Origin of the sequence: Arsenicitalea aurantiaca (genome assembly GCF_003994485.1) — a bacterium.
Classification (GTDB): Bacteria; Pseudomonadota; Alphaproteobacteria; order Rhizobiales; family Devosiaceae; genus Arsenicitalea; species Arsenicitalea aurantiaca.
The window spans coordinates 107,160-121,105 of record NZ_RZNJ01000006.1; the positions used below are offsets into that span (position 1 = coordinate 107,160).

Genomic DNA, 13,946 nt, shown 5'->3' on the forward strand with positions numbered 1-13,946 from the left:
TTGTGGTCAGGCCTTGGCGAGCTTGGCCTGTTCGAGCGACCAGTATTCCATGTCGAAGAGGTCAGGCTCCGAAATCGGGGTGAAGCGGCCATAGGCTTCGGCGGCCGGCACGATGCGGGCGGTCTGTTCGGCGAGATCGGCCGCGATGCGGGCGGCCTTGGCATTGGGCGCGATGCCGGCGAGCCCCATTCCTTCGATCAGGACGACGCGCGGCAGGGGATCGAGCATGATCTTCTTTTCGCTCGCGCGGGCCGCGTTGCGCTCGAAATAGGCCCTGTAGCGCTCGGCATATTCGTCGAGCCCGTGCGCGATGGTGGCGCGATCGGCATCGGGGGCAAGGATCAGAGGGAAGGGCTTGATGCGAATGACGTGATCGGGCGTCGCCGTGCCGCGATGGGCGATGTCGACGAGATCGGGGAGCGCGAGATAGGCGCGGATGGCCGGCGTGGAGCGGATATCGAAGGCGGTCCCGGCGCCGAAGGGGCCGTCACGTTCGGCGAGGATTTCGGCAAGCCGCGACAGGAGCCCATCGGGCGCTTCGGCATCGCTTGGTTCGGGCGGCGGCAAAGCGGCGCCATGGGCCTCGAGTTCGGCCTCGGCGATCGAAACGAAGGTGATCATGCGCTCATAGGCGGTGCGTGCATCGGGGCCGAAGGTGAAGAGCCCGTGATTTTCGAGCCAGAGCCCCTCGGCATCGGGGTTTTCGGCCTGGATGCGCCCGCCTTCGATGGAGAGATCGAAACCGGGCATGACATAGGGCACGAAGGCGAGCCGATCGCCATAGAGGGCGGCAACGCGCGCCGCCATGCCGGGCTGGTTGGCGAGCGCGAGGACGGCGCTCGAATGGCTGTGATCAACGAAGGCTTCGGGAATGAAGGCGTGGAGAAGCGCCTCGACCGAGGGGTTGGGCGCCTTGGGATCAACGAGCGCCGAGCGCAGGAGCGCGACCATTTCGGGATCGGTGAGCTTCGTCCCCTCCCGAACCGGCAGCAGCGCCTCGAGCCGGACGGCGGGGAGGCCCGGGGCCTCGATGGTGTCGAGATCCCAGCCGCTGCCCTTGATGTGCATCAGCATGCCATCGGGGCCCGCGACCTTGACCGACGTATTGCCGCCCCCATGCATGACGAGGTCCGGATCCTGCCCGATGAGGCGGGAGGAATAGATGCGGTGGCCGAGATCGGGATGGTGCCCCTCCTCGCGCGCCCTCGCGGCAAAAGCCTCGGCTTCCTCGTTGCTCCAGCGGCTATCCATCTTCGGGCATCCTTGGGTCAGATCATGAAAAAGGGCCGCCTCGGAAGAGGCGGCCCGGAACGCGACGCTGTCGATCAGAAATCGAAGTCGTCGATGTTGTCGGCGGTGAAGACGGTGCGCTCGGGCAGCAGGATGATGCCATTGCCATCGGCTTCATAGTCATAGCCCTGGACCGAATTGGGCTCGACGGTGACCGTGCCCATGCCGGGGATCTCGATGGAATCGCCGACATTGAGCGGGCCGTTCTCGATCACATGGGCCGCGACATGGACCGAGAGCGCACCCTGATCGGTGACGTTCCAGAGCCCGAAGCGCTTGATGGTGCCGCGCTCGACATAGGGGCGCATCACGTTGGGGGTCGAGAAGCCGACGATGGTCACGTCTTCGCGGCCGAGGTTTTCGGCGGCCTGGGCGGCAGCCGGAAGCGCGTTGGCATCGGGGGCGATGATGGCATCGAGATCGGGATAGGCCTGCAGGATGCTTTCGGCAGTCTGCAGCGACTGCTGGGCATCATTGTAGCCGTACTGGGTGGTGACGATCTCCCAGCCGGGATGCTCGGCGGCGATCTTCTCGCGCGCGGCGGCGACCCAGGCGTTCTGGTCGGTCACGGTCGGGCTCGAATAGAAGAAGGCGATCTTGGCGTTCTCGTTGGTCACGTCCTCGGTGGTCATGTCGACGAGGAGGCCGCCGAGCTGCTCGGGCGTGCCCTGGTTGATGTAGTAGCTGCGGCACTCGGGATCGACGTCGCTGTCCCAGGTCATCACGAGCACGTCGCGCTGCATGGCGCGCTGCAGGGCCGGGCAGAGCCCGTCGGGGCTGACCGAGGAGACGATGACCGCGTCATAGCCCTGGTTGACGAAATTGTTGATGAACTGCACCTGGCCCGAAACGCTGGGCTCGGTGGGGCCGTCATAGGTGACGTTTACGCCGAGCTCCTCGCCCGCCGCAACCGCGCCGGCGCCGCCGCTGGTGAAGAAGCCCACACCCACGAGCTTGGGGATGAAGGCGATATCCTGCGCGGTGGCGGGGGCCGCCGCCGCGAGCGCCATGAAGGCGGTCGAGGCGAGCGCCAGGGCCTTGATCGGATCAGTCATTCGTTTTCTCCTCCACGAAACGCCGCGGACGGGCCGTCATGGCCTTTTGTCCCGCGGCAATGAGATTAGGCAGCATCGCGCTTCCATGGCGCAAGGCGACCACGACAACCAGCAGGCCCCCCGAAAGGGCGCTGGACACCTGGCTCGGCACGCCGGCCATCTGCAGACCCTGCTGCAAAAAGCCGATGACGAAGACCGCAAGGATGGTCCCGACCAGAGACCCCTGGCCGCCATAGATCGAGGCGCCGCCGAGCACGACCGCGGTGATGGCGGGCAGGAGCGTGGCGGTGCCGAGATCGACCCGGGCCGAACCGAAATAGGATGAGAGGACGAGCCCGGCGATGGCCGCGCAGAGGCCCGTCAGCAGATAGGTCGCCGCCTGCACGCGCCCCACGGGCAGGCCCGAATAGCGCGAGGCATCGGGCGACTGGCCGACGAGATAGACGGCGCGCCCAAAGCGGGTGAGGTGCAGGAGCACTGCAAAGAGCGCCGCGAGCATGAGAAAAAGGATGAGGATGGCCGGCACCCCGAAAATTTCGAGATAGCCGAAGCTGGTGAAGGCGGCGGGGAAATTGCCGATCCCCTCATAGCCCCCTGCCCCGACGGCGCCCGAAAGCACGGTTGCCGCGCCCCCGAAGAGATAGAGGCTACCCAGCGTGACGACGAGCGGCTGGATGCGCGAGAAATGGATGATCGCAGCGTTGAAGGCGCCCGCGAGAACCCCGGCTGCCAACGCCATGGCGATGGCAAGCGGAAGCGGCACGCCGAAGAAATTTGCGACCCCGAAGACGATGGCGCAGAGCCCGACGAGTGAGGCGAAGGACACATCGATCCCGCCCGAGATGATGACGAGCGTCAGCGGCAGGGCGATGATGCCGATATGGACGAAATCGGAGGTGCCGTAGAGGAGGTTCGATGGGTTGAGGAAGCGCGGGTTGATCGCGCCGAAGACGATGAACTCGAGGACGAGAAGCCCGACGAGCGCGGCTTCCCAGCGCAGAACGAAGCGTTTCATCGGCCGGCCTCCGGAGCGGTGTGGGGCGTGGGAATTGCGGGCGCCGCGGTGGCCGACGGGCGGCTGGGCGACTTGGTGCGCTCGGCGCCATGATGGGAGGCGTAGCGCTTGGCGCGGATGCGCCGGTCGACCGCCATGCGCACCCGTCCGTCCAGCACGAGCACGGTGAGCAGGATGGCGCCCGCGATGAAATCATTCCAGAAGGCGGGGATCCGCAGGAAGACCAGCGCGCTGTCGATGGCGGTAAGGAAGATGACCGAGATGAAGACCCCGACCGCCGAGCCGACGCCGCCAAGAAGGCTGACGCCGCCGAGCACGTTGGCCGCGATGGCCTTGAGCTCGATGCCGTTACCGGCCTGGTTGGGGATGAACCCGATCTGAGCGGCAAAGACGACACCTGCGAGCGCCGCGCAGGCCCCTGCCCCGACAAAGGCCGAAAAGACGATCGAGCGAACCGGAATACCCAGATGGCGGGCCGCTTCGCGATTGTCGCCGGTGGCGAAGAAATAGCCGCCCTGGCGCGTCATGCGCAGGAAGAGCCAGAGAATGAGGAAGACCCCGAGCACGATGAGGGTGAGCACCGAGCCGCCCCAGCCCAGATTGGCCGCGAGGGCTTTGATCGATTGGGGCAGGGCCTCGATCCAGCGTCCGCCGGTGAGGCTGAGCATGAGCCCGCGATAGAGCCCGAGCGTGCCCAGCGTCGCGACGATCGAGGGCACACCGAAGCCGGCGACGAGCAGGCCGTTGAACGCGCCGGCGAGCGCGCCGACCCCGATGCAGATGCCGATGGCGAGAGGGAGCGCGATGCCGGCATTGAGGCTGAGCCCCAATACGGCAGCGGAGAGCCCGAGCACCGAGCCGCTCGACACATCGATGTTCCGGGTGATGATGACGAGCATGGTGCCGAAGGAGACCAGCATCAGCACGAGGCTGTTGGCCATAACGGTTGCGAGCGTGCTCGCCGACAGGAAGCCGGGCGCAGCGAGGCCGATGGCCCCGAAGGTAAGGAGCGTGATCACAAAGAGCGTGGCGACGCGGTTGCGCGCGAAGAGCTCAAGCATCTGCCGCCTCCCGTGCACCGAAGGCGAGCCCGCCAATGGCATCGACCGAAGCGCCGCGCGGCAGTTCGCCCTCGAGCGCGCCGAAGGCCATGACGAGCACGCGGTCGCTCAGCTGCACGATCTCGTCGAAATCGGACGAGATGAGGAGAATTGCGACGCCCTGCGCGGCAAGGCTCCGGATCAGCGCGTAGATGTCGTTGCGCGCCGCGACATCGACGCCGCGGGTCGGCTCGTCGAGGATGAGCACCTGCGGGTCCGCCGCGAGGCATTTGGCGAGCAGCACCTTCTGCTGGTTGCCGCCCGAAAGGCGGCGGGCCGGCTGCAGATGGCTCTCGCATTTGATGCCCATGGCGCTGCGGAAGCGCTCGAAGCGGCGGGCTTCATCGCGCGGGCGCAGGAAGAAGGGCATCTTGTGCATGAGATAGGCCGAGGCGTTCCAGTCGAGCGGAGCATCGAGGAAGAGGCCGAATTGCTGGCGATCCTCGGGGAGATAGACGAGCCCGCGATCGATGCAGACGCTGGGGCTGCGGTTTTCGAGCGGCGCGCCCCCGAGCCTGACGGCGCCCGAAAGGGTGGGGCGGAGCCCGAAGATCGTTTCGGCAAGCTCGGTGCGGCCGGCCCCGACGACCCCGGCGAGCCCGACGATCTCCCCCGCCGCAAGGCTGAACGAGACTTCGGAAAAGCCTTCGCCCGAAAGCCGCTCGACCTCGAGGCGACGCTCGCTGCCAGGGGCGGGTGCGGCGGCGGGCGCGGTGGAGAGATCGACCGCGACGGGCGCGGCGACGCGCGTCATCGCCGTGACGATCTCGGCATCGGTATGGGCCGACATCGGGCCCGAAAGCACGATTGCGCCATCGCGCAGAACCGAGATGTCGTGGCAGATCTCGCGGATTTCCCGCAGCTTGTGGGAGATGAAGAAGATGCCGACGCCGGATGCGGCCAGCGCGCGCATGCGGGCAAAGAGCGCTTCGACCTCATGGGGGGTGAGGGCCGAGGTCGGCTCGTCGAGGATGAGGGCGCGCGCCTCGCGGATGAGGCCGCGCAGAATCTCGACGATCTGGCGGTCGGCGATCTCGAGGGTCGCGGCCTGCGCATCGAGGTCGAGCGAGACGGCGAGCTGGGCAACGAGCGCCTCGACGCGGCCACGAAGGCGCGCGGCAGGCTTGTCGAGCCCCATGCAGATGTTCTCGAGCACGCTCTGGCTGCCGAAGATATGGGCTTCCTGGGGCACGAGGTAGAGCCCGAGCCGCTGCGCGCGGGCCGCCGACGGGCGATCAAGGAGCGTGCCGGCAATGGCGATGGAGCCGCTATTGGGCACGACGAGGCCGGCAATGGCCTTCATCAGTGTGGACTTGCCCGCTCCATTGCCACCAAGCAGCGCATGGATCTGGCCCGGCGCGAGCGTTATGGAAACGCCCTTCAGCACGGCCACGGGGCCATACTGCTTCCAGACGTCCCTGACGTCGATCAGCGCTTGCGCGGCGGTGCCGTCCCTAAGAGCCATTCCGTCCTCCCTGCGCTGATCCGATCATAACAAATGAAACGGGTCAATACATTTGTTCACTTCGGTCAGCCATGGCGAGGTGGAATGGCAGAAGCACTGACCTATTTGGTAAGGATTTCCGGGTCTTTTGCGATGCACGGCATGCGCTTGACTTGAACATATGTAACGTTCAATATCCAAGTGTTCAGGAGGGGATCAGGTGAACGAACACGTCGCGGACGCGGTGGACAGTGAGGAAGAGCTTCTGGCTCGGGTCGCGTGGTACTATTACCATGACGGGCTGACGCAGAACGAGATCGGGGATCGGCTCAACCTCAACCGGATCAAGGTGTCGCGCCTGCTCGAAGCGGGCCGGCGCACCGGCGTCATCGACGTCAAGATCAACTCCCGCTACCAGGGTTGCCTGCTGCTCGAGGAAGGGCTGCGCGCCCGCTATGGGCTCGGCGAGGCCTATGTGATCCCCGCCCTGCCCGGTGGGCAGGAGAGCGAGCGCCTGGGACAGGCCGCCGCGCAGTTCCTGATGCAGCGGCTGCGTCCAGGGGATCTGCTCGCGGCCGGCTGGGGCGCGACGGTCAGCAGCACCATCCAGAAGCTCGGCCATGTCGCCAATGAGCGCGGCATCGGGCTCGTCAGCATGACGGGTGGGGTCAGCACCTATGTGGACGGCATGCGCGCGGCAAACTGGGGCAGCAACGTGCACCTGGTGCCCGCGCCGCTCGTGGTGCGCAACCCCGAAATCGCGAAATTCCTGCTCGCCGAGCCGGCAGTGACCAACCTTCTCGACATGGCGCTCGACGCCACCTACCAGCTCGTCGGTATCGGCGAGCTCGGCCAGTCCTCGACGGTGGTGCGTTCGGGCCATATCTCCCCCGACGAGGTGGAGCCGCTGCGCCGCAAGGGCGCGGTGGGCGACATGCTTTGCCGCTTCTTCAATCGCGACGGCACGGTGCTCGACCTGCCCTTCCACGAGCGGGTGATCGGGGTGCAGCTCGAAGCGCTCGCGCAATCGTCCAAGGTGATTGCGGTGGCGGGCGGGCTCGGCAAGCTCGCCGCCATTCGCGCGGCGCTGCTGGGGCGCTTCGCCTCGATCCTGATTACCGACGAAACGACGGCCGAAGCCCTGCTCGCGGCCGCGGAGGAGGACAAATGAGCCGCTATTATCTCGCCATCGATGCCGGTACCGGCAGCGGCCGGGCCGTGCTGTTCGACGATGACGGACGCCAGGTGGCGGCGAGCCAGGCCGAGTGGTGGCACAAGAGCGATCCGCGCTTTCCCGGCTCGATGGATTTCGACATCGCAGGGAATTGGGCGCTGATCGGAGCCTGCGTGAAGGCCGCGATCGCGGAGGCCGGGATCTCGCCCGACGCGATCGCGGCGGTGAGCGCCACGAGCATGCGCGAGGCGATCGTCGCCTATGACCGCGCTGGCAAGGCGATCTGGGCCTGCGCAAACGTCGACAGCCGCGCGGTCGACCAGGTGCGGCGCCTGCAAAAGGAACGTCCCGAGCTCGAACGCGCGCTCTATGGCGCGAGCGGGCAGACCTTTGCGCTCGGCGCCCTGCCCCGGCTGCTCTGGATCAAGGAGAACCTGCCCGAGCTTCACGCGCGGATCGCCCATGTCTCGATGATCTCGGACTGGGTGCTGGCCGAGCTTTCGGGGGTGATCGCAAGCGATCCCTCAAACGGCGGCACGACGGGGCTGCTCTCGCTCACGACCCGGGACTGGCTGCGGGGGGAACTCGAAAAGACCGGGCTGAGTTCGGCGATCCTCCCCCAAATCCACGAGCCGGGCACGGTGATCGGCGCGGTCACCGACGCGGCGGCCGAAGCGACCGGGCTGCGGGCCGGGACCCCGGTCGTGATGGGCGGGGGCGACTGCCAGATCGGGACGGCCGGGCTCGGGGTGGTGGCGGTCGGAGAATGCGCGGTCTTCGGCGGGACGTTCTGGCAGCAGATCGTCAATGTGGGCCAGGAGATCGTCGATCCGGGCATGAATTTGCGGCTCAACCCGCATGTGGTGCCAGGGATCAACCAGGCCGAGGCGATCAGCTTTTTCGTCGGGGCAGCGATGCGCTGGTTCCGCGACGCCTTCGGGCAGGAGGAGATGGCGCGGGCGGCCGAGACCGGGGCGGACGCCTATGCGCTGCTCGAGGAACAATCCAAAGCCGTGCCGCCGGGCGCCCATGGCATCATCCCGATCCTTTCGGACGTGATGCGCTATGGCCGCTGGTATCATGCGGCGCCTTCGCTGCTCAATCTCTCGATCGATGCGCAGAAGGCCGGCAAGCCGGCGATCTTCCGGGCCCTCCAGGAGAACGCGGCCATCGTCGCCGCGCGCAATCTCGATGCCATCTTCACCCTGAGCGGCAGGCGGCCCGAACGGATCGTCTTTGCGGCGGGCGCGGCCAAATCCCCGCATTGGGCGCAGATGCTGGCGACGGTGACGGGCCTGCCGGTCGTCACCCCGCGCGTCAAGGAGGCGACCGCCATGGGCTGCGCAGCGGCGGCGGCGATCGGGGCCGGACGGTTCGCCGATTTCAGCGAGGCCGCGAGCGCCTGGGTTCGTTGGGACGCGCGGTTCGAGCCCGAGCCACACCTCAAGGGCCTTTATGACGAGGCGGGCGAACGCTGGGCTGCGGCCTATCGCGCGCAGATCGAGCTCGTCGACAGAGGCATCACGACTTCGATGTGGAAGGCGCCGGGGCTCTGAGCGCCGGCCCCTCCCCGCTCATCCGGCCTCTGGCCAGCAAAACAAGCGCGTCCGCGCGAACAGAACAGTCTTGAAAGGAACGGCCATGCTCATCCAGATGGTGTCGATCACGGTCAAACCGGGTCACCTCGAGGAATTCCTCGACGCCTTCCGCGTCAATTACGAAGGCACGCGCAAGGAGCCCGGCAATCTGCGCTTCGACGTGCTGCGCGACCCCGAGGACGACCACAAATTCGTCGTCTATGAGGTGTTCCGCTCCCCCGAGGCGCTCGAGGCGCATCGGGGGACCCCGCATTATTCCGAATGCGTGTCGCGCATCGACCCCATCATCGAGGGGCCGCGCACCAAGCAATACTACCGGCCGGTAATGGCCGAATTCATGAGCTGAAGGCGCCCACCGGCGCCCTCACGCCCAGCCGCGCTTCTTGCTCGTCTTGCCGATGCCGGGATTGAAGGAATTTGTGGGGTCGAGCGTGCGGTAGAAATCGACGAGGGCAGGCTTGGCTTCGTAGAGGTGCCCCACATTGTGCTCGGCGGGATATTCGACCCCGCGCGAGGCGAGAAGGGCGAGGAGGCGCGTCTTGATGGCCGGAACATCCGCGCCCTTACGCACCAGATATTCCTGATGCATGACGTGGCAGAAGAAGTGCCCGCAGACCGATTTGTGGACGAGCTCCCGATCGAGATCCTCGGGCAAAGCGGGGAGCCAGTCTGCCTCGTTTCTGGGGAGCGCGACGTCGAGGGCGAGGAGATCCTCGACCTCGCTGCGATGGGTGGCCTTGTAGCGGGGCGCCGCGCTGCCGAAGGCGAAGCGGTGCAGGAAAGCCGCACTCCCCTCCTCGGGCGTGCATTCGAAGACATCGCCGGTCGCGGAGGGAAAGAGCGTCGCGAAATAGGCGCGCGCCTCGGCAACGCCGGGCCCGCCCATGCGCAGCATCAGATGATGCTCGAAGCGGTCGCGATAGGCGTTCATCCGGGCCGGCAGATGCTCGGGCAACAGCCCCATGGCGAACTGCACCACATGATCCGAAATGGCGCCGCCGAGCCCGAGCTTTTCGGTCAGGCCATCGACCCAGCTTTTCATGGCAAAGGCTTGCGGCACGCGATCGGTCCCGAAGGTCTTGATCAGGAGGAAGATGTCCTTGCCATATTTCCGGGTCAGGTCGTAGCCGTCGCGATGGAGGTATTCCCCCGCAATGGGCAGGGTTTCAAAGCGCGAGAGGATATGCCGGCGAATGGCGGCGAGCTCGGTCGGATCATTCGAGCCAATATAGAAGACCTGCGAGTCGCTATCGGCGGGGAAGGTGTCGAGCCTCAGCGCGAAGACCGCGAGCCGGCCTGCGCTTCCCGAAGCCTCGAAGAGCTTGCGCGGATCGGCATTGTAGCGCGCCGGGGTATCGGCATCGATGTCCCGGACATGACGATGATAGTCATGGTCCGACGCGCGTCGGTTGCCCTCGGGCGCGATGTCGGCGGGGCCGTATTCGCCCCGGTCAAGCCGGCCCAGTATAGTTTCGGGATCCTCCCCGAGCGCGACGCCCAGATGATTGACGAGCCGCAGCCGCCCATCGGCGCCGAGCTGGGCATAGAGCGCAAGCTCGGTATAGGCGGGGCCGCGCTGGATGAGCGCGCCGCCCGAATTGTTGCAGACCCCGCCGACGACCGACGCGCCGATGCAGCTCGAACCAATGACCGAATGGGGTTCGCGCCCGATGGGGCGGAGGGTCTTTTCGAGACGGTCGAGCGTGGCGCCGGGAAGCGCAATCACCTGCTGGCCGTCCCGGATCAGATCGATGCGCGCGATGCGCATGACGTTGATGATGACGATGGGACGGTCATAGCCCTCCCCGAACGGGGTCGAGCCGCCGGTGATGCCGGTGTTGGCCGCCTGCACGATGACGATGACGCCGGCTTCGACGGCAGCCTCGAGCACGCGCCATTGTTCGAGCAGGTTGCCGGGGCGCACGACCGCGAGGACCTTGCCCCCGCCATAGCGGAAACCCTTGCTGTAGCGGCGGGTTTCGCGATCCCCGACGAGGACGTGGCGGGCGCCGACAAGGGCGCGAAAGGTTGAAACGAGAGACTCGGACATGGACTCTGGAACCGCAGGAGGATGGGTATGGCCCGCCCCGGAGACCGGGACGGGCGGCATAGCTTATAGCGGATTTTCGGCCGGTTTGCGTTTGCTCAGAAGCGGCCAGACGAGCGCGAGGAGGATGAGGACCAGCACGCCCAGAAGCGCGATGGCGATGGGGCTCGAGACGAAGATTCCCAGGCTGCCATTGGAGATGTCGAAGGCCTGCCGGATGCTGGTTTCGAGCCGCGGGGTGAGGACGAAGGCGAGCAGGAGCGGCGCGGCGGGATAGCCGGCCCGGCCCATGAGATAGGCGACGACGCCCACCCCGATCATCATCCAGACCTCGAACATGCTGCCGCTGACGCTGTAGGCGGCGACGATGCAGACGACCCCGACGATCGGCACGAGGATGCCGGTGGGCACCCAGAGGATGCGCATGAGGAAGGGGATGATGAGGAAGGCCGCAATGACCGCCATGACGTTGCCGATATACATCGACGAGATCAGCCCCCAGACGAAGTCGGGCTGGTTCTGGAAGAGCAGCGGGCCGGGCTGGAGCCCCCACATCATGAGCCCGCCGAGCAGGATCGCCGAAGTGCCCGAGCCCGGAATGCCGAGCGAGAGCAGCGGGGCGAACGAGCCGACGGCGGCCGAATTGTTGCCCGATTCCGCGGCGGCAACACCCTCGGCCGCGCCTTTGCCCATCTGCTCGCGATTGCGGCCAACGCGACGCTCGAGAATGTAGGCAAAAAAGCTGCCCGTGGTTGCGCCGGCGCCAGGTACGACGCCGGTGAGCGTGCCGAGGAAACCCGAGCGGACGCTGACGGGAAGGAGCGCGCGCAGATCCCCGGCGCCGGGGAGGGAATCCCTCAGCCCCAGCTGCGGGCGGGCAACGGGCTGGGTGGTGCGGGCGGCCATCATTTCGAGCAGCTGGGCAAAGCCGAACATGCCGATGACGAGCGGAATGAAGTTGATGCCGTTGAGGAGGTAAATGGAATCGAGGGTGAAGCGCGGCTGCCCGAACGTGGTGCCGATGCCGATGGTGGCGAGCATGATGCCGACGGCGGTCGCGGCGAGGCCTTTGAGCACGTTGGTGCCCAGGAGCCAGCCGATGGAGGTGAGCGCGACGAGGATGAGGAGCCCGGTTTCGGCCGGGCCGAAGCGCAGGCCGAAATCGGCGAGCAGGGGCCCGGTGAAGGTGAGGATGACGATGCCGATCGTGCCGCCGATGAAGGAGGCGTAATTGGCGGCAAAGAGCGCCTTGCCGCCGCGACCGTCGCGCGACATGGGGTAGCCGTCCATCGCCGTCATCACTGCAGGCGCATCGCCCGGGATGTTGAGAAGGATGGCGCTGTAGGCGCCGCCGAACATGCAGCCGAAATAGACCGCGGCGAGCATGATGATGGCGGTGGTGGGATCAAGCCCGAAGGTCAGGGGCAGGAGGAGCGCGATGGCGGTGACCGAGCCGAGGCCCGGGATTGCCCCGATGACGATGCCGAGGACCGAGCCGATGAGCGCGGCGAGCAGATTGTTGGGCAGAAGCGCAGTGCCGAAGCCCGATATGAGGGCCTGCAGGGTTTCGAGCATCACCAGCCTCCGAGCATTGCAAAGAGGGACGGCACGAGGGTGTCGGGGAAGCGGATGCCGAGCCAGACCCCGAAGAGCAGATAGACGATGGCCAGTGCGATGGCGGCCGAGAGCAGCGCCTGGATCCAGGAGCGCTTCTCGACGAAGCGGATCCAGATGAGCACGAAGAGCGTCATCGCCTCGGTCATGCCGATGACCGGCACCATGAGGACCGCGATGACGGCGGCCACGAAGGGCGAGAAATCGCGCCAGCGCACCGTGCCCAGTTCAGCCCCGCTGCGGCGGACGAGCTCGATGCCCGCGCCACCCGCGGCGAGGAGCCCCGCAATGGTCGGGAAAAAGCCGGCGCCCGGCCCGTTGTTCTGCCAGAAGCCGTAGCGGAAGAGGCCGAAGCCGGCAAAGACGAGGCCGGCGATGACGATGGCGAGCGATATGGCGGCCTCGAGGCTCAGCCAGCCCCGCGTCGGGCGATCGATGTTGCTCATGACCTTCTCCGCGAACAAGAGGATCGCCGCGCCCCGAGGGTTCGGAGCGCGGCGGGATCGATCAGTTGATGAAGCCGAGATCGGTCAGAAGGACGATGTAGCGTTCTTCTTCCTGCTCCCAGAACGCCTTGGAATCGGCGGCGTTCATGTAGGTGGGGATGAGGCTGTTGGCCTCCACATCCGCCTGCCATTCGGCGGTTTCGGCGACCTGGCCGAGCACGTTGTCCCAATAGGCGATCATTTCATCGGTCATGCCCGGAGGGCCGGCATAGCCGCGGAACATCTCGAAGACCGCATCGGGATAGCCCTGCTCGGTGAAGGTCGGGATATCGGCGAAGATGCCGCCGAGCCGCTCGGTCGAGAAGGTGCCGAGGATGCGCACCGAACCGGCCTCGAGCTGGGCCGAGATCTCGCCCGGATTGAAGATGCCGGCGGTGACGTGGCCACCGAGCAGCGCCGAGACGATGTCGCCCGCCCCGTCGAAGGGCACGTATTGAAGCGCATTGCCGGTCGGGGTGTCGAGGATGGCAAAGACGAGATTGTCCTCGCCGCCGCGCGCCGCGCCGCCGATGGTGATGCTCTGGGGATTGGCCGTGCCGGCCTCGAGGAAGGCGTCGAAATCCTCATAGGGGGCATCGGCCTGGACCGCGAGCATCAGCGTGTCGAGCGCGAGAGTGCCGAGGGGGGTGATGTTCTCGAGCTTGACGGCCGCATCGTTGGAGAGCGTGCTCATCATCTGGCCGGAGTTGAAGGTCATCATCGCGGTGCCGTCGCCGACGCGGCTGGCGACATAGGTGTTGCCGACCGCGCCCGAGCCGCCGGGGCGGTTGAGAACGACGATGTTGCGCGAGACCAGATTGTTCTGGCGGATGGCCTCGGCGAGGGCGCGGGCATTGAGATCGCTGCCGCCGCCGGCGCTATAGGGCACGACGAGCTCGACATTGCGATTGGGGGTCCAGCCGCCATCCTGGGCGAGGGCTGGCCCGCCGACGATTGCTGCGGCAAAGGCCGCGAGGGCGAGGGTCTTGAGGTTCACGAAAATCTCCTCCTTGAAGTGTCGTGACGGGTGAACTGCCGGCGAGGGGGGCACGGCAGGGTTCGTCCCGGCCCTGCGGCCGGTGACGGATTGGGAATGGCAGTGCGGGGAAACGGCATGGCGCCCC

The 13,946-nt window shown here is 66.6% G+C and carries 12 protein-coding genes; 3 read left to right on the forward strand and 9 right to left on the reverse strand.

Going from position 1 to position 13,946, the window contains the following annotated elements; all coding sequences use genetic code 11:
- Nucleotides 1-6: 6 nt before the first annotated feature.
- The 5 genes from EMQ25_RS15805 to lsrA form a co-directional block, all read right to left on the reverse strand.
- Entirely contained in the window at nt 7-1,251 is a 1,245-nt protein-coding gene (locus tag EMQ25_RS15805) for a class II aldolase/adducin family protein (protein ID WP_127189576.1), read from the reverse strand.
- A 74-nt stretch (nt 1,252-1,325) separates the two neighbouring features.
- On the reverse strand, nt 1,326-2,345 hold the full coding sequence (gene lsrB, locus EMQ25_RS15810) for an autoinducer 2 ABC transporter substrate-binding protein LsrB (RefSeq protein WP_127189577.1): 1,020 nt from the start codon (nt 2,343-2,345) through the stop codon (nt 1,326-1,328).
- Complete coding sequence (locus EMQ25_RS15815) at nt 2,338-3,360, reverse strand: ABC transporter permease subunit (RefSeq protein WP_127189578.1); 1,023 nt, start codon at nt 3,358-3,360, stop codon at nt 2,338-2,340. The genes lsrB and EMQ25_RS15815 overlap by 8 nt, the downstream gene beginning before the upstream one ends.
- Nucleotides 3,357-4,421 carry an ABC transporter permease subunit gene (locus EMQ25_RS15820; protein ID WP_127189579.1) on the reverse strand — a complete coding sequence of 355 codons (1,065 nt, stop codon included), beginning with the start codon at nt 4,419-4,421 and terminating at the stop codon, nt 3,357-3,359. The genes EMQ25_RS15815 and EMQ25_RS15820 overlap by 4 nt, the downstream gene beginning before the upstream one ends.
- On the reverse strand, nt 4,414-5,925 hold the full coding sequence (gene lsrA / locus EMQ25_RS15825) for an autoinducer 2 ABC transporter ATP-binding protein LsrA (RefSeq protein WP_127189580.1): 1,512 nt from the start codon (nt 5,923-5,925) through the stop codon (nt 4,414-4,416). The genes EMQ25_RS15820 and lsrA overlap by 8 nt, the downstream gene beginning before the upstream one ends.
- A gap of 199 nt (nt 5,926-6,124) precedes the next feature.
- Here lsrA and EMQ25_RS15830 point away from each other — a divergent pair, with 199 nt between their 5' ends.
- The 3 genes from EMQ25_RS15830 to EMQ25_RS15840 all read left to right on the forward strand — a co-directional run bounded on the left by EMQ25_RS15830 (nt 6,125) and on the right by EMQ25_RS15840 (nt 9,022).
- The gene (locus EMQ25_RS15830; protein WP_127189581.1) at nt 6,125-7,075 is read left to right on the forward strand and encodes a sugar-binding transcriptional regulator; all 951 of its coding nucleotides are present in this window, start codon (nt 6,125-6,127) and stop codon (nt 7,073-7,075) included.
- A complete protein-coding gene (gene lsrK / locus EMQ25_RS15835) occupies nt 7,072-8,634 on the forward strand; it encodes an autoinducer-2 kinase (protein WP_127189582.1) in 1,563 nt (520 codons plus the stop codon). The genes EMQ25_RS15830 and lsrK overlap by 4 nt, the downstream gene beginning before the upstream one ends.
- An 85-nt stretch (nt 8,635-8,719) precedes the next feature.
- Nucleotides 8,720-9,022: an antibiotic biosynthesis monooxygenase gene (locus EMQ25_RS15840; protein WP_127189583.1), complete on the forward strand. Its 303-nt coding sequence runs from the start codon at nt 8,720-8,722 to the stop codon at nt 9,020-9,022.
- Between the two features lie 18 nt (nt 9,023-9,040).
- Here EMQ25_RS15840 and dld read toward each other — a convergent pair whose 3' ends face one another.
- The 4 genes from dld to EMQ25_RS15860 all read right to left on the reverse strand — a co-directional run bounded on the left by dld (nt 9,041) and on the right by EMQ25_RS15860 (nt 13,819).
- Entirely contained in the window at nt 9,041-10,726 is a 1,686-nt protein-coding gene (dld, locus tag EMQ25_RS15845) for a D-lactate dehydrogenase (RefSeq protein ID WP_127189584.1), read from the reverse strand.
- A gap of 63 nt (nt 10,727-10,789) precedes the next feature.
- On the reverse strand, nt 10,790-12,298 hold the full coding sequence (locus tag EMQ25_RS15850) for a tripartite tricarboxylate transporter permease (protein WP_127189585.1): 1,509 nt from the start codon (nt 12,296-12,298) through the stop codon (nt 10,790-10,792).
- Complete coding sequence (locus tag EMQ25_RS15855; protein WP_127189586.1) at nt 12,298-12,783, reverse strand: tripartite tricarboxylate transporter TctB family protein; 486 nt, start codon at nt 12,781-12,783, stop codon at nt 12,298-12,300. The genes EMQ25_RS15850 and EMQ25_RS15855 overlap by 1 nt, the downstream gene beginning before the upstream one ends.
- A 61-nt stretch (nt 12,784-12,844) precedes the next feature.
- Nucleotides 12,845-13,819: a tripartite tricarboxylate transporter substrate binding protein gene (locus tag EMQ25_RS15860; RefSeq protein ID WP_158626110.1), complete on the reverse strand. Its 975-nt coding sequence runs from the start codon at nt 13,817-13,819 to the stop codon at nt 12,845-12,847.
- Nucleotides 13,820-13,946: the final 127 nt, after the last annotated feature.

Bases quoted from the DNA above. Each gene is read 5' to 3' on its own strand.
- EMQ25_RS15805 (WP_127189576.1), bottom strand. From the start codon at position 1,251: ATGGATAGCCGCTGGAGCAACGAGGAAGCCGAGGCTTTTGCCGCGAGG.
- EMQ25_RS15815 (WP_127189578.1), bottom strand. From the start codon at position 3,360: ATGAAACGCTTCGTTCTGCGCTGGGAAGCCGCGCTCGTCGGGCTTCTC.
- dld (WP_127189584.1), bottom strand. From the start codon at position 10,726: ATGTCCGAGTCTCTCGTTTCAACCTTTCGCGCCCTTGTCGGCGCCCGC.
- EMQ25_RS15855 (WP_127189586.1), bottom strand. From the start codon at position 12,783: ATGAGCAACATCGATCGCCCGACGCGGGGCTGGCTGAGCCTCGAGGCC.
- lsrK (WP_127189582.1), top strand. From the start codon at position 7,072: ATGAGCCGCTATTATCTCGCCATCGATGCCGGTACCGGCAGCGGCCGG.
- EMQ25_RS15820 (WP_127189579.1), bottom strand. From the start codon at position 4,421: ATGCTTGAGCTCTTCGCGCGCAACCGCGTCGCCACGCTCTTTGTGATC.
- EMQ25_RS15850 (WP_127189585.1), bottom strand. From the start codon at position 12,298: ATGCTCGAAACCCTGCAGGCCCTCATATCGGGCTTCGGCACTGCGCTT.
- lsrA (WP_127189580.1), bottom strand. From the start codon at position 5,925: ATGGCTCTTAGGGACGGCACCGCCGCGCAAGCGCTGATCGACGTCAGG.
- EMQ25_RS15840 (WP_127189583.1), top strand. From the start codon at position 8,720: ATGCTCATCCAGATGGTGTCGATCACGGTCAAACCGGGTCACCTCGAG.
- lsrB (WP_127189577.1), bottom strand. From the start codon at position 2,345: ATGACTGATCCGATCAAGGCCCTGGCGCTCGCCTCGACCGCCTTCATG.